This is a genomic window from Streptomyces tibetensis, assembly GCF_007655005.1.
Lineage (GTDB): Bacteria > Actinomycetota > Actinomycetes > Streptomycetales > Streptomycetaceae > Streptomyces > Streptomyces tibetensis.
The window spans coordinates 95161-112203 of the sequence record NZ_SZVW01000009.1 but is presented as its reverse complement, the minus strand read 5'-3'; the positions used below and the strand labels follow the sequence as shown (position 1 = coordinate 112203).

Annotated in this window: 19 protein-coding genes; 7 read left to right on the top strand and 12 right to left on the bottom strand. The window is 70.7% G+C overall.

Annotation, left to right across the window (positions count from 1 at the left end; translation table 11 throughout):
* Positions 1–234: 234 nt before the first annotated feature.
* The 3 genes from FDO69_RS16920 to FDO69_RS16910 are packed head-to-tail and all read left to right on the top strand — an operon-like array spanning position 235 to position 2963.
* Positions 235–1296 carry a M4 family metallopeptidase gene (locus FDO69_RS16920; protein ID WP_104780665.1) on the top strand — a complete coding sequence of 354 codons (1062 nt, stop codon included), beginning with the start codon at positions 235–237 and terminating at the stop codon, positions 1294–1296.
* Positions 1297–1316: 20 nt separating this feature from the next.
* Positions 1317–1583: a protealysin inhibitor emfourin gene (locus FDO69_RS16915; protein WP_104780664.1), complete on the top strand. Its 267-nt coding sequence runs from the start codon at positions 1317–1319 to the stop codon at positions 1581–1583.
* A gap of 57 nt (positions 1584–1640) precedes the next feature.
* A complete protein-coding gene (locus FDO69_RS16910; RefSeq protein WP_104780663.1) occupies positions 1641–2963 on the top strand; it encodes a GH1 family beta-glucosidase in 1323 nt (440 codons plus the stop codon).
* Here the strand turns inward: FDO69_RS16910 and FDO69_RS16905 are convergent.
* From FDO69_RS16905 to FDO69_RS16895, 3 genes are read right to left on the bottom strand one after another with little or no spacing between them, the layout of a single operon-like run.
* Entirely contained in the window at positions 2953–3765 is an 813-nt protein-coding gene (locus FDO69_RS16905) for an SAM-dependent methyltransferase (RefSeq protein WP_104780662.1), read from the bottom strand. The genes FDO69_RS16910 and FDO69_RS16905 overlap by 11 nt on opposite strands.
* A 51-nt stretch (positions 3766–3816) precedes the next feature.
* A complete protein-coding gene (locus tag FDO69_RS16900; protein WP_104780661.1) occupies positions 3817–4068 on the bottom strand; it encodes a DUF397 domain-containing protein in 252 nt (83 codons plus the stop codon).
* Complete coding sequence (locus FDO69_RS16895; protein WP_104780660.1) at positions 4065–4937, bottom strand: helix-turn-helix domain-containing protein; 873 nt, start codon at positions 4935–4937, stop codon at positions 4065–4067. The genes FDO69_RS16900 and FDO69_RS16895 overlap by 4 nt, the downstream gene beginning before the upstream one ends.
* A 248-nt stretch (positions 4938–5185) precedes the next feature.
* Between FDO69_RS16895 and FDO69_RS16890 the strand changes: the two genes are divergently transcribed.
* A complete protein-coding gene (locus tag FDO69_RS16890) occupies positions 5186–5632 on the top strand; it encodes an ATP-binding protein (RefSeq protein WP_104780659.1) in 447 nt (148 codons plus the stop codon).
* A gap of 227 nt (positions 5633–5859) precedes the next feature.
* On the opposite strand, the gene era is transcribed toward FDO69_RS16890, so the two are convergent.
* Complete coding sequence (gene era, locus FDO69_RS16885; protein ID WP_104780658.1) at positions 5860–6813, bottom strand: GTPase Era; 954 nt, start codon at positions 6811–6813, stop codon at positions 5860–5862.
* Between the two features lie 182 nt (positions 6814–6995).
* Here era and FDO69_RS16880 point away from each other — a divergent pair, with 182 nt between their 5' ends.
* Both FDO69_RS16880 and FDO69_RS16875 read left to right on the top strand, forming a co-directional pair.
* A complete protein-coding gene (locus FDO69_RS16880) occupies positions 6996–8306 on the top strand; it encodes an ammonium transporter (protein ID WP_104780657.1) in 1311 nt (436 codons plus the stop codon).
* On the top strand, positions 8303–8641 hold the full coding sequence (locus FDO69_RS16875) for a P-II family nitrogen regulator (RefSeq protein WP_104780656.1): 339 nt from the start codon (positions 8303–8305) through the stop codon (positions 8639–8641). Before FDO69_RS16880 ends, FDO69_RS16875 begins: the two co-directional genes overlap by 4 nt.
* A gap of 25 nt (positions 8642–8666) precedes the next feature.
* On the opposite strand, the gene FDO69_RS16870 is transcribed toward FDO69_RS16875, so the two are convergent.
* From FDO69_RS16870 to FDO69_RS16835, 8 genes are all read right to left on the bottom strand, one after another.
* The gene (locus FDO69_RS16870) at positions 8667–9143 is read right to left on the bottom strand and encodes a hypothetical protein (RefSeq protein ID WP_104780655.1); all 477 of its coding nucleotides are present in this window, start codon (positions 9141–9143) and stop codon (positions 8667–8669) included.
* A gap of 171 nt (positions 9144–9314) precedes the next feature.
* Positions 9315–9668, bottom strand: coding sequence for a cytidine deaminase (locus tag FDO69_RS16865; RefSeq protein ID WP_104780654.1), 354 nt, complete (start codon positions 9666–9668; stop codon positions 9315–9317).
* Between the two features lie 20 nt (positions 9669–9688).
* On the bottom strand, positions 9689–10048 hold the full coding sequence (locus FDO69_RS16860) for an MmcQ/YjbR family DNA-binding protein (RefSeq protein WP_104780653.1): 360 nt from the start codon (positions 10046–10048) through the stop codon (positions 9689–9691).
* Positions 10045–11352 carry a hemolysin family protein gene (locus FDO69_RS16855; protein ID WP_104780652.1) on the bottom strand — a complete coding sequence of 436 codons (1308 nt, stop codon included), beginning with the start codon at positions 11350–11352 and terminating at the stop codon, positions 10045–10047. Before FDO69_RS16855 ends, FDO69_RS16860 begins: the two co-directional genes overlap by 4 nt.
* A 9-nt stretch (positions 11353–11361) precedes the next feature.
* On the bottom strand, positions 11362–11859 hold the full coding sequence (gene ybeY, locus FDO69_RS16850) for an rRNA maturation RNase YbeY (protein WP_104780651.1): 498 nt from the start codon (positions 11857–11859) through the stop codon (positions 11362–11364).
* A gap of 14 nt (positions 11860–11873) precedes the next feature.
* The gene (locus FDO69_RS16845) at positions 11874–12941 is read right to left on the bottom strand and encodes a PhoH family protein (protein ID WP_104780650.1); all 1068 of its coding nucleotides are present in this window, start codon (positions 12939–12941) and stop codon (positions 11874–11876) included.
* Between the two features lie 405 nt (positions 12942–13346).
* On the bottom strand, positions 13347–14483 hold the full coding sequence (locus FDO69_RS16840) for a carbohydrate kinase family protein (RefSeq protein ID WP_104780649.1): 1137 nt from the start codon (positions 14481–14483) through the stop codon (positions 13347–13349).
* 196 nt (positions 14484–14679) lie between these two features.
* Positions 14680–15969 (bottom strand): glucarate dehydratase family protein, encoded by a 1290-nt coding sequence (locus FDO69_RS16835; RefSeq protein ID WP_104780648.1) that lies wholly within the window; start codon positions 15967–15969, stop codon positions 14680–14682.
* A 94-nt stretch (positions 15970–16063) separates the two neighbouring features.
* Here FDO69_RS16835 and FDO69_RS16830 point away from each other — a divergent pair, with 94 nt between their 5' ends.
* Positions 16064–16846, top strand: a complete 783-nt coding sequence (locus FDO69_RS16830) for an IclR family transcriptional regulator (RefSeq protein ID WP_104780647.1) — start codon at positions 16064–16066, stop codon at positions 16844–16846.
* The last annotated feature ends 197 nt before the right edge of the window (positions 16847–17043 follow it).

Genomic DNA, 17043 nt, shown 5'->3' with positions numbered 1-17043 from the left:
GCAGCTAAGGAGAAGCAGCCCGAAACGCATGATGCGCAGCATGTTAGCCGAGCCGCTCCCCGGCGCGTGGGGTCGTATCAGTATGCGGGACCGGACGCCCAAACAGGACAAAAAGTGCGCTATGCCACTTCGCCATAGCACTCAGCACGGAGCGTGAAGGGCGTTGTCCCGGTATTTCACCAATCATGGTGGCGACTAGTGACAGTCTCGTCACGCAGTGCAAAGGTGCCGGGCATGACGACTCACGGGGGCTTCGAGCCCGTCTTCTGCACCATCGTTCCGCCCCATGTCCTCGACCGGCTCGCCCAGGCCGAGGACCCCGCGCTCGCCGGTCCCGCCCGCCGCACCCTGCAGCGCGACGCCTTCGAGCGCACCCAGCGCCGCCTCACCACGGTCATCGGCGCGAGTGCCGTCGCCGCGGTCGCCGACGGCAAGCCGCAGCGCACGATCCACGACGCCCGGCACGGTACCGATCTGCCCGGCCACAAGGTCCGCGGCGAGGGCGACAAGCCCGGCAAGGACGCCACCGTCAACCGCGCCTACGCGGGCCTCGGCGCCACCTTCGAGCTGTTCCTCCAGGCCTACCGGCGCGACTCGATCGACGGCAGCGGACTCCCGCTGAACGCGACGGTGCACTACGACCGCGACTACAACAACGCCTTCTGGAACGGCGAGCAGATGGTCTTCGGCGACGGGGACGGCGAGATCTTCCTCGACTTCACCATCCCGATCGACGTCATCGGCCACGAACTCGCGCACGGCGTCACCCAGTACACGGCCAACCTCACCTACTTCGGCCAGCCCGGCGCGCTCAACGAGTCCCTCTCGGACGTCTTCGGCGCCCTGATCAAGCAGTACACGCTCGGCCAGACCGCCGCCGAGGCCGACTGGCTGATCGGCGCGGGACTGCTCGCCCCGCGGGTGACGGGCGTGGCGCTGCGCTCCATGAAGGAGCCGGGCACGGCGTACGACGACGACGTCCTCGGCAAGGACCCGCAGCCGGCGACGATGGACGACTTCGTACGCACCGGCCGGGACAACGGCGGTGTCCACATCAACTCCGGCATCCCCAACCACGCCTTCTACCTCGCGGCCACGGCGTTGGGCGGCCACGCCTGGGAGCGGGCGGGGCAGGTCTGGTACGACGTCCTGACCGGCGGCGAACTGAGGCAGGACGCGATGTTCGCCGACTTCGCGACGCTCACCGTGAAGGCCGCCCGGGAGCGCTTCGGCGACGGGGAGGAGCTGGACGCCGTGTCGAAGGGCTGGGAGCAGGTCGGGGTGCGGACCCTGTAGTTCCGTACTAGACAGGTGCCATGCGGATTCAGGTGAGGCGCACAGGCGGGTTCGCGGGCATCGAGCGGTACGCCGAGGTGGACACCTCGGACCGCCCGGATGCCGCCGAGTGGCACGCCCTGGCCGAGCAGGCCGTGGCCGCCGGCCGGGGTACTCCGCCGGTCGGGGTGCCGGACGGTTTCAGCTACCAGATCACGGTGGACGGCAAGACGGTCTACTGCTCGGACCCCCGGCTGACGGACGAGCAGCGCAAGCTGATTTCGCGAGTCCTGAAGGAGGGGGCGTAACAGGTCCTGGGCGGCGTCCTGTTGACTTGAGTTACCGCCGGTACGGATGATCCGCGCATGGCGACTGACGCAGGCAACCCGATCCCCCGCTTCCCGGCCGGCTTCCTCTGGGGCGTGTCCACCTCCGCGCACCAGATCGAGGGCGGCGTGAACGAGCGCGAGCCGTCCGTGTGGGACGCCTTCACGGCCGAGCCGGGACGGGTGAAGGACGGCTCGACGGCGGCGGTGGCCTGCGACCACGTCCACCGCCACCACGAGGACGTGGCCCTCCTGGCCGGCCTGGGCGTCAACGCCTACCGCTTCTCGATCTCCTGGCCGCGGGTGCGCTCGCAGAAGGGCCTGGACTTCTACGACCGGCTGGTCGACGACCTGTGCGCGGCGGGCGTGCGCCCGGTGCCGACGCTGTTCCACTGGGACCTGCCGGCGGACCTGGACTGGCTGGAGCGGGACACGGCCGAGCGCTTCGCCGAGTACGTGGCCCGGGTCGCGGACCGTCTCGGCGACCGCGTGACCAAGTGGATCACCCTGAACGAGCCTGCCGAGCACACCCTGCTGGGCCATGCCCTGGGCGTGCACGCACCGGGGAAGCAGCTGCTGTTCGACGCGCTGCCGGCCGCCCACCACCAGCTGCTCGCCCACGGCCTGGCCGTCCGGGCCCTGCGCGCCTCGGGCGCCGGCGACATCGGCGTCGCCAACTCGCACGGCCCGGTCTGGGCGGCGTCGACCGAGGCGCCGGACGTGGAGGCGGCGGACTTCTACGACCTGCTGCTGAACCGCCTGTTCGCGGACCCGCTGCTGCTGGGCCGCTACCCGGACGGCATCGGCGAGCTGATGCCGGGCGACGTCGAGGCGGACCTGAAGGTGATCGCCGAGCCGCTCGACTGGTACGGAATCAACTACTACGCCCCGACCAGGGTCGGTGCCCCGCAGGGCGCGGAGATCGAGTTCGGCGGCATCACCATGCCCGCCGAACTGCCCTTCTCCGTCCGGGAGATCGAAGGACACCCGGTCACGGACTTCGGCTGGCCGGTCGTCCCCGGGGGCCTCACCGAAGTCCTCACCACCTTCCGCGACCGCTACGGCGACCGGCTCCCGCCCGTGATCATCACCGAGAACGGCTGCTCGTACCCGGGCGTCGACGACCAGGACCGCATCGCCTACCTGGACGGCCACGTCCGGGCCCTGCACCGGGCGGTGGAGGCGGGCGTCGACGTGCGCGGCTACTTCGTGTGGTCCCTGCTCGACAACTTCGAGTGGGCGGAGGGCTACGCACGCCGCTTCGGCCTGGTCCACGTCGACTTCGACACCCTGGAGCGGACCCCGAAGGCCTCGTACGACTGGTACCGGGAGCTGCTGCGATCGCAGCGGCCTACGGCTTGATGCCCACCCCGGTCCACAGGCTGACCTCGGCGTCCGTCGGGGCGTCGCCTCCGGTGGCGTCGGGCCGCCAGCGGTGGCCCACGCTGACGCCCGGCTCGAGCAGATCCAGGCCGTCGAAGAAACGGGCGACCTCCTCCTCGGAGCGGAACTGCACCGGTGTGCCGGCCGTGGTGTAGATGTCGGTGACCTTCTGCCAGGTCGCCGGGTCGAAGTCGGGCGTGCAGTGGCTCAGCGCCAGGGCGCTGCCGGACGGCAGCACGTCCAGGAGGCGGCGCACGATGCCGTAGGGGTCCTGGGCGTCGGTGACGAAGTGCATCAGGGCGTTGAGGGACAGCGCGACCGGGCGGTCGAGGTCCAGGATCTCGGCCAGCTCGGGCGCGTTCAGCAGCGACTGCGGGTCGTTGACGTCCGCCTCGATGTACGTGGTGCGGCCCTCGGAGGTGCTGCGCATCAGACGCTCTGCATACTTGAGGACGAGCGGGTCGTTGTCGGCGTAGACCACCCGGGCGTCGGGCACCACGGACTGGGCGACCTGGTGCAGGTTGGGCTCGGTGGGGATGCCGGTGCCTATGTCCAGCCACTGGCGGATGCCGTGCTCGCGGGCGAGGACGCGGGTGGCGCGGTGCATGAAGGCCCGGTTCTCACGGGCGCACACGAAGATGGCGGGGTAGACCTCGGCGACGCGCTCCGCCGCCAGCTTGTCGACCTCGAAGTGGTCCTTGCCGCCGAGGTAGTAGTCGTACATGCGGGCGGAGTGCGGCCTGCTGGTGTCGATGTCCCGCGCGGTGTGCGAGGTGCTCATGTGGTGCCTCTCAGTGGGGGGTGGTGGTGCGAGCCCGGCCCGGAGGGGGCTTCAGCGGGCTGTCAGATGGTCGGCGAGGCCCTGCTTGACCCCCGCGACGAACGCGGTGATCTCCTCGGGCGTGTAGATCAGCGCGGGACCGGCGGGGTCGGCCGACTGGCGCACCGCCACGCGGCCGTCGGCGAGCTGCTTCGTCTCCACGCACTGGCCCCCGTTGGGGCCGCTCCACGGGCGTTCCCAGCCCTGCTCGCCGAGGTCCGAGGCGGGCATGCCGTTGTAGACGACGCCCTCGGTGACGGTCATGAGTACTCCTTCCGCATGCGGTTCAGCAGCGCCCTGCTGTCCGCCGACGAGGTCTTCAGCGACAGCCGGTTGTGCGCCTCCAGATGGGCCACCACGTCCGCGCGCTGATCGAGATAGACGGAGGCGGAGAGGATCTCGCTGTAGACGATGTCGGGCAGCTCCCGCTCCTCGAACCGGAAATAGGTGAACGGCGCGCACGCCCCGACGTGGGCCCCCGCGGCGAACGGCACGACGTCGACGCTGACGTGCTCCAGCTCGGACGCCTGAAGGAGCCGGTCGATCTGCTCCCGCATCACCTCGGGGCCGCCCACCACCCGGTGCAGCACGGCCTCCTCCATCACCACCCACAGCGTGGGCGCGTCCTGCCTGGTGAGCAGGCTCTGGCGGCGCAGCCGCAGCTCCACCCGCCGGTCGAGTTCGTCCTCGCCGTCGTTCGGGAAGCCGCCGCGCAGCACGGCACGCGCGTACCCGGGCGTCTGGAGCAGTCCGGTGACGTACTGCGGCTCATAGGTGCGCAGCGTTCTGGCGCCGGTCTCCAGGCTCACGTAGGCCGTGAACCAGGACGGCATCACATCGCGGTAGGGGTGCCACCAACCGGGCTCGTTGGCCCGCTCGGCCAGGCCGACGAACTCCTCGATCTCCTGGCCGCCGGCCCCGTAGGTCTCCAGGAGCTTCTCGACGTAGAGGATCTTCAGGCCGACCTCGGCCTTCTCCAGACGGCGGATGGTCAGCGGCGTGACGCGCAGGGCCTTGGCGGCGTCGTCGAGGGACAGGCCCGCGCCCTGCCGTGCCTCCCGGAGGCGGCGGCCCAGGATCATGCGGAGAACGGTGGGGGCGCCGGCGCCGGCGCCTGGTCGTGCGTCGTTCACGCCGTGCCTCCTGAAGGATCGTCACGGCCGCCGACTTCGTGAGGACTTGAACGTCTCACCGGGCCGTTCCGCCCGGGCGATACCGTCCTTCTGAAATTATCAGGCAGATGGTTGCAGCGTGAACTGCTCTCCGAGCATAGTTACTTGTGTGACCAGGGTTCCGGAAGCGGCAAATCCCCTACCCGGCCGCTCCGTTGTCCGCTCGCCCCTTCCTTGACTGCGCCCACCCCCCACGGAAGGCGATCGCCGTGTCCCCCCACACGACATCCACTCCCCGGTTCCTGGACGCGGTGCGCCCGGACCGCACCGACTGGCTGGAGCTGCCCCCGCAGCGGACCAGCGTCAGAGCCGCCCGCCATGCCATGCGCGCGCGGCTGGCCGCGTGGCAGGTGCCCGACGAGGTGTGCGCGAACGCCGTGCTGCTCGTGTCCGAGCTGGTGACCAACGCCGTGCTGCACACGCTCAGCGAACGGATCCTGTGCGGCGTCCAGCTGATGACGAACGCGCGCTTCCGGCTGGAGGTCCACGACGGCGACCTCACCGGCCGCGGCATCCCCGACCGCTGCCCCGGCCCCGACGACGAGGGCGGCCGCGGCCTGCTGCTCGTCCGCGAGATAGCCGACAGCTGGGGCATCACCCGCTCGACCCTCACGGGCGGAAACGCGGTGTGGGCGAGCCTGGGGGCGGCTTCGTAACGCGGTGCGGGGACGTCACGGGGCCAAGGCTCTCGCCATGGCCTCGCGGGACGTCAGAACCCCGGTTCGCACAAAGGCCTGGGATCCCGCTGCCAGTCCTTGGCGACCTTCACATGGAGGTCGAGGCTGTGTCGACATGCGGCTACCGCCGCGCGGCCGGCGCACCCAGCAACGCCCCGAAGCACCAGCGACACGCGAGCCGACAAGCCACAGACCCCGACGACGCCTCAGAACCCGAGCTTGCGCAGCTGCCTGGGATCCCGCTGCCAGTCCTTCGCGACCTTCACGTGGAGGTCGAGGAAGACCGGAGTCCCGAGCAGCGCCTCGATCTGCTTGCGGGACTTGATGCCGACCTCCTTCAGGCGCTTGCCCTTGGGGCCGATGATGATGCCCTTCTGGCTGGGGCGCTCGATGTACACGAAGGCGTGGATGTCGAGGAGGGGCTTGTCGGCGGGGCGGTCCTCGCGGGGGAGCATCTCCTCGACGACGACCGCGATGGAGTGCGGCAGCTCGTCGCGGACGCCCTCCAGCGCCGCCTCCCGGATCAGCTCCGCGATCATGACCTGCTCGGGCTCGTCGGTGAGCTCCCCGTCGGGGTAGAGGGCCGGACCCTCCGGCAGCAGCGGGACGATCAGGTCGGCCAGCAGACCCACCTGCTTGTCACCGACCGCCGACACCGGCACGATCTCCGCCCACTCGAAGCCCAGCTCCTTGCCGAGCTGATCGATCGCGATGAGCTGCTCGGCGAGCGTCTTGCCGTCCACCAGGTCGGTCTTGGTGACGATCGCGATCTTCGGCGTCTTCTTGATGGACGCCAGTTCCTTCGCGATGAAACGGTCACCCGGACCGAGCTTCTCGTTCGCCGGCAGACAGAAGCCGATCACGTCGACCTCGGCCCACGTCGTGCGCACCACGTCGTTGAGCCGCTCCCCCAGCAGCGTGCGCGGCTTGTGCAGCCCGGGGGTGTCGACCAGGATCAGCTGGGCGTCCGGGCGGTGCACGATGCCCCGCACCGTGTGCCGCGTCGTCTGCGGCTGGTTCGCCGTGATCGCCACCTTGTGGCCGACCAGAGCGTTCGTGAGGGTGGACTTGCCCGCGTTGGGACGGCCCACGAAGCAGGCGAAGCCGGCGCGGTGGACGGTCTCGCCCGACTCTTCGGATGACTGCATGCGAACGCTCATGCCGCCCATTCTCCCTGATCCACGAAGCCCCTTCGCACAGCGGTCCGCGCGCCCCCCGCGCGGTGAGCTTCTCGAAACCCTCACGCAACGAAACACCGTGGAAACACCCCCGTGCACAACCCGAAACGCACGACGGTGACCCTCTGACGAGCCCCCGGAGCCCCCACCTCGTTGGAGACACCGTGCCTCTGGCCGCCGCAAGCGCCGACACCGGCGACACCGCCTGGCTGCTCGCAGCCACCGCCCTGGTCCTGCTGATGACCCCGGGTCTGGCCCTCTTCTACGGCGGCATGGTCCGCACGAAGAGCGTGCTCAACATGCTGATGATGAGCTTCGTGTCGATCGCCCTGGTGACGGTGGTGTGGCTGGCGGCCGGCTACTCCCTCACCTTCGGCGAGGACGCCGCCGGCGGTCTCATCGGCGGGCTGGAGCACGCCGGCATGAGCGGCCTCGGCCCGGACAGTGTCCAGGGCACCGTCCCCACCCTCCTCTTCGCCACCTTCCAGCTCACCTTCGCGATCATCACGGCCGCGCTGGTCAGCGGTGCCGTCGCCGACCGGGCGAAGTTCGGGGCGTGGCTGGTCTTCGTGCCGGTGTGGGCGCTGCTCGTATACGTTCCGGTGGCGCACTGGGTGTGGGGCCCGGGCGGCTGGATCCTGGAGAAGCTGGGTGCCCTGGACTTCGCCGGCGGGCTGCCCGTGGAGATCGTCTCCGGCGCCTCGGGGCTGGCGCTGTGCCTGGTCCTGGGCCCGCGCATGGGCTTCAAGAAGGACGCCATGCGCCCGCACAACCTGCCCATGGTGATGCTGGGCGCCGGTCTGCTGTGGTTCGGCTGGTTCGGCTTCAACGCGGGCTCCGCGCTCGGCGCCAACGGGCTCGCGGCCGCCGCGTTCCTCAACACCCTCGCCGCGGGCTGCACCGGCCTGCTCGGCTGGCTCTTCGTGGAGCAGAAGCGCGACGGCCACCCCACGACGCTGGGCGCCGCGTCCGGCGCGGTCGCGGGCCTGGTCGCCATCACCCCGTCCTGCGGGTCCGTCTCGCTGCTCGGCGCGCTGGTCGTGGGCCTCGCGGCCGGTGTCGTCTGCTCGTACGCCGTGAGCTGGAAGTTCAAGCTGAACTACGACGACTCGCTGGACGTCGTCGGTGTCCACCTGGTCGGCGGTGTCATCGGCACGCTCCTCATCGGCGTCTTCGCCGTGGAGTCGATGACCGGCGGCGCCGAGGGCCTCCTCTACGGCGGCGGGCTCGGCCAGCTGGGCAAGCAGCTGCTCGCCGTGCTCGTGGTGGGGGTGTATGCCTTCGCCGTGACGTACGGGATCGGGCGGCTGATCGACGCCACGATGGGCTTCCGGGCGAGCGAGGAGCAGGAGCAGACGGGCCTGGACCTTACGGTGCACGCCGAGACGGCCTACGATCACGGGGTCCTGGGCCACGGCGCCCCGGTCTCCTCCTCCGTCGTCTCCCCCGCCCAGAAGGTCACCCCCCAGGCATGAAGCTCATCACCGCCATCGTCAAGCCGTACCGCCTCGACGAGGTCAAGAACGCCCTTCAGGAACTCGGCGTGCACGGCCTGACCGTGAGCGAGGCCAGCGGCTACGGCCGGCAGCGCGGCCACACCGAGGTGTACCGCGGAGCCGAGTACCAGGTCGACCTGGTGCCCAAGGTGCGGATCGAGGTCGTCGTCGAGGACGCGGACGCCGAGGCCGCCATCGACGCGGTCGTGAAGGCCGCGCACACCGGCAAGATCGGCGACGGCAAGGTGTGGGCGCTGCCCGTCGACACCGTCGTGCGGGTGCGGACGGGCGAGCGCGGCCCCGACGCGCTCTGACACCGGGGCCGCGCCGCTTTCGTTCTCAGTCGAACACGAACGGGCCCGGTGACTGCGGCCCGGCCGCCGTGCAGGTGATGGTGATGCCGAAGACGGTCATCTTCAGCGAGCCGCCGAAGGCCTCCAGGCTGTCGCCGGAGGCCACGGTGCCGCTGAGGGGACCGACCTCGACCGGGGCCCCGGCGGCTATCGCCGGGTTCTTTGTGCCGGTGAAGTCGACGGTGCCGCCGCCGCTCTTCACCAGGGTGAGGGTGGACGAGATCGAGTCCTCTCCCAGCGCGATGGGCGCCGTGATCGCGGAGGACTTGACCGTGAGGGTGGCGGCGGTGCCGTCCTGCGTGGCCGTGAGTGTGGCCTCGCCGCTGCCGAAGGCACCGCAGTCCGCGCTGATCGTCGCCGTCTGGGGGGTGACGGCGAGGGCTGCGGGGGCGAAGGCGAGCCCGGTGACCGCGAGGGCCCCGGCCGCCAGTGCCGCACCTGCTCCGATTCGCTTGCATCTCATGGGATTCCGGCTCCCTTTCCGTGTGGGGGGACCGCTCGGCAGGTGAGTGCGGGCACGCTGCGCGAGAGCCGAACCTGACGGTCCGTCGGAACTTACGGTTCCATTGATGCGCGTGGGGCAGGGGGCGGCAAGGTTGAAAACTGGCCTAATTACCGGCGGTTACAGCGAGATTCAGCCAGCGGTGACGGTGGTCCGGACCGTTCCGTCGAACCCCGCCACCAGCACGGGCGTCTCCGCACCGCCGAGGTCCCGTACGGCCGCCCGGTCCGCGTCGGACGCGGTGTCCGCCTCCGTCACGACCGCCGCGGCCTCCAGGGACGTCGCGCCCGAGGCCACCGCCATCGCCACGGCCGTCTGCAGGGCACTGAGCTTCAGGGAGTCGAGGGCCACGGTGCCCGCGACATAGGTGCGTCCGGTCTCGTCCCGTACGGCCGCCCCCTCGGGCACGCCGTTGCGGGCCCGCGCGGAACGGGCCAGGGTGACGATCTTGCGGTCCTCGGGGTCGAGCGCGCTGCTGTCGGTCATGATCCGAGCATACGGAAGCCTCAGGGCCGGTCGAGGCGCAGGCGGTCCGCTCGGGGCAGGCCCGCGACGACCAGGTCGTACGAGTCCTCGATGAGCTCCCGGACGAGCTGGTCGGGAAGTCCGCCGTCCACCGTCACCGTGTTCCAGTGGCGCTTGTTCATGTGCCAGCCGGGGACGATGAAGCCCTCGTACTCGGCGCGCAGGCGGACCGCCTCGTCCGGGTCGCACTTGAGATTGGCCTTGAGGGGGCGCGCGTCGAGGTGCGACAGGGCGAACAGCTTGCCCTGCACCTTGAAGACCGAGATCTCGGGGCTGAACGGAAAGTCTTCCACCGCCGCGTTGAACGAGAGGCAGAACGCGCGCAGCTCCTGTGGGGTCATTCCGGCTTCTCCTCCTCCGAGGGTGGCTCCCCCGGGCCGAGCGGCTCCGCCAGCACCGTCACGATCTTGTTCCGGCGGCCGGCCGCGGCCTCCGCGGTCAGACGCAGCTCCCGGCCGTCGGGCAGGTCGACGACGGACGAGGCACCGGCGATGGGCACCCGGCCCAGCGCCTTGGCCAGCAGCCCGCCGACCGTCTCGACGTCCTCGTCGTCGAACTCCTCCAGGCCGTACAGCTCGCCCAGATCGCTGATGTCGAGGCGGGCGGTGACGCGGAAGCGGTCGTCCCCGAGCTCCTCGATCGGCGGCAGTTCGCGGTCGTACTCGTCGGTGATCTCGCCGACGATCTCCTCGAGGATGTCCTCGATGGTGACGATGCCGGCCGTGCCGCCGTACTCGTCGATGACGACCGCGACGTGGTTGCGTTCCTTCTGCATCTCGCGCAGCAGGTCGCCGGCGTTCTTGGTGTCGGGCACGAAGAACGCCGGGCGCATCGCCGTGGACACCTGCTCGGACTCGGCCTCACGGCTGATGTGCGTCTTGCGGGCCAGGTCCTTGAGATACACGATGCCGACGATGTCGTCCTCGCTCTCCCCGGTGACCGGGATGCGCGAGAAGCCGGAGCGCAGGGCGAGGGTGAGGGCCTGACGGATGGTCTTGAAGCGCTCGATGACCACCAGGTCGGTGCGCGGGACCATGACCTCGCGGACGAGGGTGTCGCCCAGTTCGAAGACGGAGTGCACCATGCGGCGCTCCTCGTCCTCGATGAGGGACTCCTTCTCGGCGAGGTCGACCAGGGCGCGCAGCTCCGCCTCGGAGGCGAAGGGACCGCGGCGGAAGCCCTTGCCGGGGGTGAGCGCGTTGCCGATGAGGATCAGCAGCGACGGGATCGGGCCCATGATCCGGGCCAGCGGCACCAGGACGTACGCCGAGACCGTCGCCGTGTTCAGCGGGTGCTGGCGGCCGATGGTGCGCGGGGACACCCCGACGGCGACGTACGACACGAGGACCATGACCGCGATGGCGACCAGCAGGGCCTCGGTGGTGCCGTCGAACTCCTTGAGGCAGCCGTAGGTGATCAGCGCTGCGGCTGCCATCTCGCAGGCGACGCGGACCAGCAGCGCCACGTTGAGGTAGCGGGTCGGGTCGGCGGCGACCTGGGAGAGCTTGGCGCTGCCGCGGCGGCCGGAGCGCACGGCCTCCTCGGCGCGGAAGCTGGAGACGCGCGCGAGGCCCGCCTCCGCACAGGCGGCGAGCCAGGCCACGACGACCAGGGCGATGGCGCCCAGGGCGAGTTGAGGACTCATCGGCTGGCGTTACGAGACCGTCGGCGCCGGGGACGGGCCGGTCAGGCCCCGCTCCGCGCGCCAGCCGTCCACGATGGCCGCCTGGAGGCCGAACATCTCGGCCTTCTCGTCCGGCTCCTCGTGGTCGTAGCCCAGCAGGTGCAGCACGCCGTGGACGGTGAGCAGTTGGAGCTCCTCGTCCATGGAATGCTGCGTCTCCGCTTCCTTGCCCTGCTTCAGTGCGACCTCGGGGCACAGCACGATGTCGCCGAGGAGCCCCTGCGGGGGCTCCTCGTCGTCCTTGGAGGGCGGGCGCAGCTCGTCCATGGGGAAGGACATGACATCCGTGGGACCGGGGAGGTCCATCCACTGGATGTGGAGCTGCTCCATGGCGTCGGCGTCCACGACGATCACCGAGAGCTCGGAGAGCGGGTGGATGCGCATCCGAGCTAGCGCGTAGCGGGCGATGTCGAGGATCGCCTGCTCGTCGACCTCGGTGCCGGACTCGTTGTTGACGTCGATCGACATGGTGCTGTGTGTGTCTACTTCCCCTTGTGCCCGGACTTGCCGCGGCCCTTGTGCGTGCCGTTCTGGGTGCCGTGCGTGGTGTCGTACTTCTCGTACGCGTCGACGATACGGCCCACCAGCTTGTGCCGGACCACGTCCTGCGACGACAGCCGGGAGAAGTGGACGTCGTCCACGCCGTCCAGGATGTCCTGCACCTGCCGCAGACCGCTCTTCGTCCCGTCCGGCAGGTCGACCTGCGTCACGTCACCCGTGATCACGATCTTCGACTCGAAGCCCAGGCGGGTGAGGAACATCTTCATCTGCTCGGGGCTCGTGTTCTGGGCCTCGTCCAGGATGATGAAGGCGTCGTTGAGCGTGCGGCCGCGCATGTAGGCGAGCGGCGCGACCTCGATGGTGCCCGCCGCCATCAGACGCGGGATCGAGTCCGGGTCGAGCATGTCGTGCAGCGCGTCGTAGAGCGGGCGCAGGTACGGGTCGATCTTCTCGTAGAGCGTGCCCGGCAGGAAGCCGAGCCGCTCGCCGGCCTCGACCGCGGGGCGGGTCAGGATGATGCGGTTGACCTGCTTGGACTGCAGGGCCTGCACCGCCTTGGCCATGGCCAGGTAGGTCTTGCCGGTGCCCGCCGGGCCGATGCCGAAGACGATGGTGTGCTTGTCGATGGCGTCGACGTAGCGCTTCTGGTTGAGCGTCTTGGGGCGGATCGTGCGGCCGCGCGAGGACAGGATGTTCTGCGTGAGCACCTCGGCCGGGGTCTCCTGGCCGTCGCTCTCGCCGTTGTCGCTCGCCTTCAGCATGGCGATCGAGCGTTCCACTGCGTCCTCCGTCATCGGCTGCCCGGTGCGGAGCACCAGCATCATCTCGTCGAACACGCGCGAAATGAGGGCGACGTCCTTCGAGTCGCCGACCGCGCTGATCTCGTTGCCCCGGACGTGGATGTCGGCCGCCGGGAAGGCCTTCTCGATCACGCGCAGGAGGGAGTCGCCGGACCCCAGAACGGTCACCATGGGGTGCTGGGCGGGGACGGTGAGCTGTGCTCTCGCCCGCTCCTGCGCGGGGGTGTGAGCTGTCGATGATTGAGTCATGGGCCGGCGCTGAAGGCCTGCGGTTCCTCCTCGTAACGGCCGCACGACTGAGGGCGGCCTCGCGATTCCCAGGGTACGACGGGGGACTGACAACGCCGTAGGGGTTTTGGGGGTGGGGTTGGAAAGCGCCGGCGACGGCATCCCTCGACCGGCCGCTCCGGGGACGACGGCATCCCTCGACCGGCCCCTTCGGTTGCGACGGCAGCTCTGGACCGGCCGCTCCGGGGACGACGGCACTTCCTGGGCGAGCGCTTCGGAGGCGACGGCAGGCCGAGCGCTTCGGAGGCGACGGCACCTCCTGGCCGAGCGCTTCGGAGGCGACGGCACTTCATGGCCGACAGATTCGGGCGGTGGGTGGGCACAGGCCGGGGGTCCAGGGGGCGAGCCCCCTGGCAGGCCCGGAGGTCACGCCGAGCGCCGGAAGCCGATCGTGGGGACAGCCCTCCGCAACGGCCAGGGCCTCACCAACTCCTCCGACACGAGCCCCGCCAGGAACCCGTACCTCTCCAGCGCCGCAGGCGACTGCTCCTCCACCGACTGCACCTCCCGCCACCACGCCGCGATCTCCGACCACCCCGGCGCCGACAGCGACCCGCCGAACTCCTGCACCGACAACGCCGCCGTCAGCCCGGCGAAGGCCAGCCGGTCGGCGAGCGGCCAGTCCGCCAGGGTGCCGGTCACGAACCCGGCGACGAACACGTCTCCGGCGCCGGTCGGATCGAGCGCTTCGACGGCGATGGCCGGCACCTCCGCCGTCTCCCCGGTACGCCGGTCCACCGCGTAGGCCCCGTCGGCGCCGAGGGTGACCACGGCGAGCGGAACGTACTCGGTCAGGGCGTGCGCGGCGGCCCTGGGGCAGTCCGCGCCCGTGTACCGCATGGCCTCCTCCGCGTTCGGCAGGAACGCCTCGCAGTGCCGCAGGTCGGGCAGGCCCGCCAGGTCCCACGCGCCGGTGTCGTCCCAGCCGACGTCGCCGAACACCCGCGTGCCCTTGCTCGCGGCCTGGGCGATCCAGGGCGCGCTCACGCCCGGTGCGAGGGAGGCGACGGCGGCACGCGCGCGGGACGGGCATGCGGGCGTGGGCCCCTCGGGGGGCGGCTCATGGCCGTGCGAGACCATCGTGCGCTCCCCCTCGTAGGCCATGGAGACGGTGACCGGGGAGTGCCAGCCGGGCACCGTGCGCGACGGAGAGAGGTCGATGCCCTCGCCGTGTTCCAGGGCGTCCCAGCAGTAGTCGCCGTAGTGGTCGTCGCCGAAGGCCGCCGCGAGGGACGTGCGCAGGCCGAGGCGGGCCAGGGCCGTCGCCATGTTGGCGACGCCGCCGGGGCTCGATCCCATCCCGCGTGCCCAGGACTCCGTCCCGCGCACGGGGGCGGAGTCGAGGCCGGTGAAGATGATGTCCAGGAAGACGGTGCCGGTGAGGTAGACGTCCCAGGGCGGGTCGTCCGGTGTGCGCAGGGGGGCGAGGGGGTCGACCTGGCTCTGGCGGTGCGATGCCTTTCCGGCCGGGCCTTTTCCGGCCGGGGCGGTGGACGCGGTCACGATGCGCTCCCTGACGTGGTGCGGATCAGGCCAGTCTGCACCACATCACCGACGACGTGACGCCGATCACGCCGGACCCACCCGTCCCGCGAGCCCGCGCCGGGCTCCCCCGCGCCCCCGCCACGGCACGGGACCCACCCGTCCCGTGGGCCCGCGCCGGGCTCCCCCGCGCCCGGCGCCAGGGCGCCAGGGCGCGCTACCAGCGGGGCATCGCGGGTGTCACCCATTCCGGGTCGGCGACCCGCATGGCCGCCGCGTCGTCGCGGTCCCGCAGGGTGCCGTCGTCGTCCAGCCACCGCTGGTGCAGCGCGGCCAGCCGCTCGTGGTCGAGCTCCACGCCGAGGCCGGGCGCGTCGGACACGGCGACCTGGCCGCCCTCGAAGGCGAGCCGCTCGGCGAGGACGTCCTCGGACTGCCAGGGGTAGTGGGAGTCGCAGGCGTGATGGAGGTTCGGGACGGTGGCCGCGACGTGGGTCATGGCGGCGAGCGAGATGCCGAGGTGGGTGTTGGAGTGCATCGACACGCCCACCCCGAAGGTGCGGCAGACGGCGGCGAGCTGCTGGGTGTTGCGCAGTCCGCCCCAGTAGTGGTGGTCGGAGAGGACCACCTGGACGGCCCCCCGGGTGAAGGCCTCCTCGATCTCGGCGAACGTCGTCACGCACATGTTGGTGGCGAGCGGCACCCCGGTGCGCCGGGCGACCTCGGCCATGGCGGGTGTGCCGAGCGCCGGGTCCTCCAGGTACTCGAGGACGTCTCCGAGCTCCCGGGCAACCTTCACGGACGTCTCCACGGACCACGCGCCGTTCGGGTCGAGCCGCAGCGGGTGTCCGGGAAAGGCCTCGGCAAGGGCCTTGATCGCCGCGATCTCCTCGTCGGGCGGGAAGACGCCGCCCTTGAGCTTGAAGGAGGTGAAGCCGTAGCGCTCCGTGAAGCGGCGGGCCTGCTCCACCACTCCCGCCGGGTCGAGGGCGGCGCCCCAGTCGTCCTTCTCGGCCGGTACGTCCTCGGGGTGGCCGGCCCACTTGTAGAACAGGTAGGCGCTGTACTCGACGGCGTCGCGCACCTTGCCGCCGAGCAGCGCGTGCACGGGAAGTCCGAGCGCCTTGCCGAGGGCGTCCAGGCAGGCGACCTCGAAGCCGGAGAGGACGGACAGCCGCAGCTTGTCGGCGGTCTGGACACCGCGCAGTCCGCCGACGTCGACGGCGTTCTCCACGCGGGAGGCGTCCACCGCGACCTGGTCCGCGACCGTGAACAGGCCGTTCAGATCGCTGACCTGGCATCCCTTCAGCCGCTCGGCGAAGGGCCGGGCCAGCTCCAGGTACTTGGCGTCGCCGTAGGTCTCCCCCACGCCGGTGATCCCGTCCGCCGTGACGACCTCGACGATCAGCCGGGGCGTGTACGGCTGGTGCACGCCCTGGGTGTTCAGCAGCGGCGGGTCGGCGACCAGGATCGGCGTGAGCCGTACGTCGGTGATGGTGAGGTTCACGAAGCCGTCTCCCCATGTAGATGTAATCTACGTATGAGAATGCGGGCTGGATGGGGGAACGTCAACCGTCCGGGCGCCCGATTACCATCGGCGCATGTCAGACACAGGGGGCGTCCGCGAGGTGAAGTCCGCGGCGCGCACGGTGGAGCTGCTGGAACTCCTCGCCGCGCGCGGCGACCGCCCGGCCCGGCTCCAGGAGCTGGCCGACGAACTCGGCGTGCCGCGCAGCTCGATGTACGCGCTGCTGCAGACCTTGATCTCGCGCGGCTGGGTCCGCACCGACATCACCGGCTCCCTGTACGGCATCGGCATCCACGCCCTGCTCACCGGCACGAGCTACCTCGACTCCGACCCCCGGGTCCGGGCCGTGCGGCCGTACCTCGACGAGGCGTCCGAGGCGCTCGGCGAGACCATCCACATGGGCCGGCTGGACGGCCGGGACGTGGCATACCTGGCGACGCGGGAGTCGCACGAGTACCTGCGCACGATCAGCCGGGTGGGACGGCGCCTGCCCGCGCACGCCGGGGCCCTCGGCAAGGCGCTGCTGGCGGAACGCCCGGACGGTGAGCTGCCCGAGGGACCGTACGAGGCGCTCACCCCGAACTCGCACACGAGCAGGGAGTCCCTGGCGGCCGACCTCGCGGAGATCCGGGCACGCGGCTGGTCCGTGGACCGCGAGGAGGGCGTGCCCGGCATCGTCGGCTTCGGATTCGCCCTGCGCTACGACACCCCGGCGCAGGACGCGATCAGCTGCTCGGTGCCGGTCGCCCGGCTCACACCCGCGCACGAGAAGCGCATCGTCGCCGTGATGCGGGAGGTCCGGACGAAGGCCGAGGCGACCGTCCCTGCGGGGCCCGGAGCGGTGCACTGGCGCTAGCCGAAGCGCCCACGAGCATCGACCAAAGCAGCGTCGACGCTTGACGAAAGGCGCTCGTTTACCCGGGCTTCACCACCCCAAACACAACGTGCTCCAGATCACACGCCCCGGGTTCCCGTGTGCGACTACGTGCTTGATACAAATTGCTCGCGCGTTCCTGTCCGTCGACGGTCGTCGCCCAACCCCCCTTTCCCCCG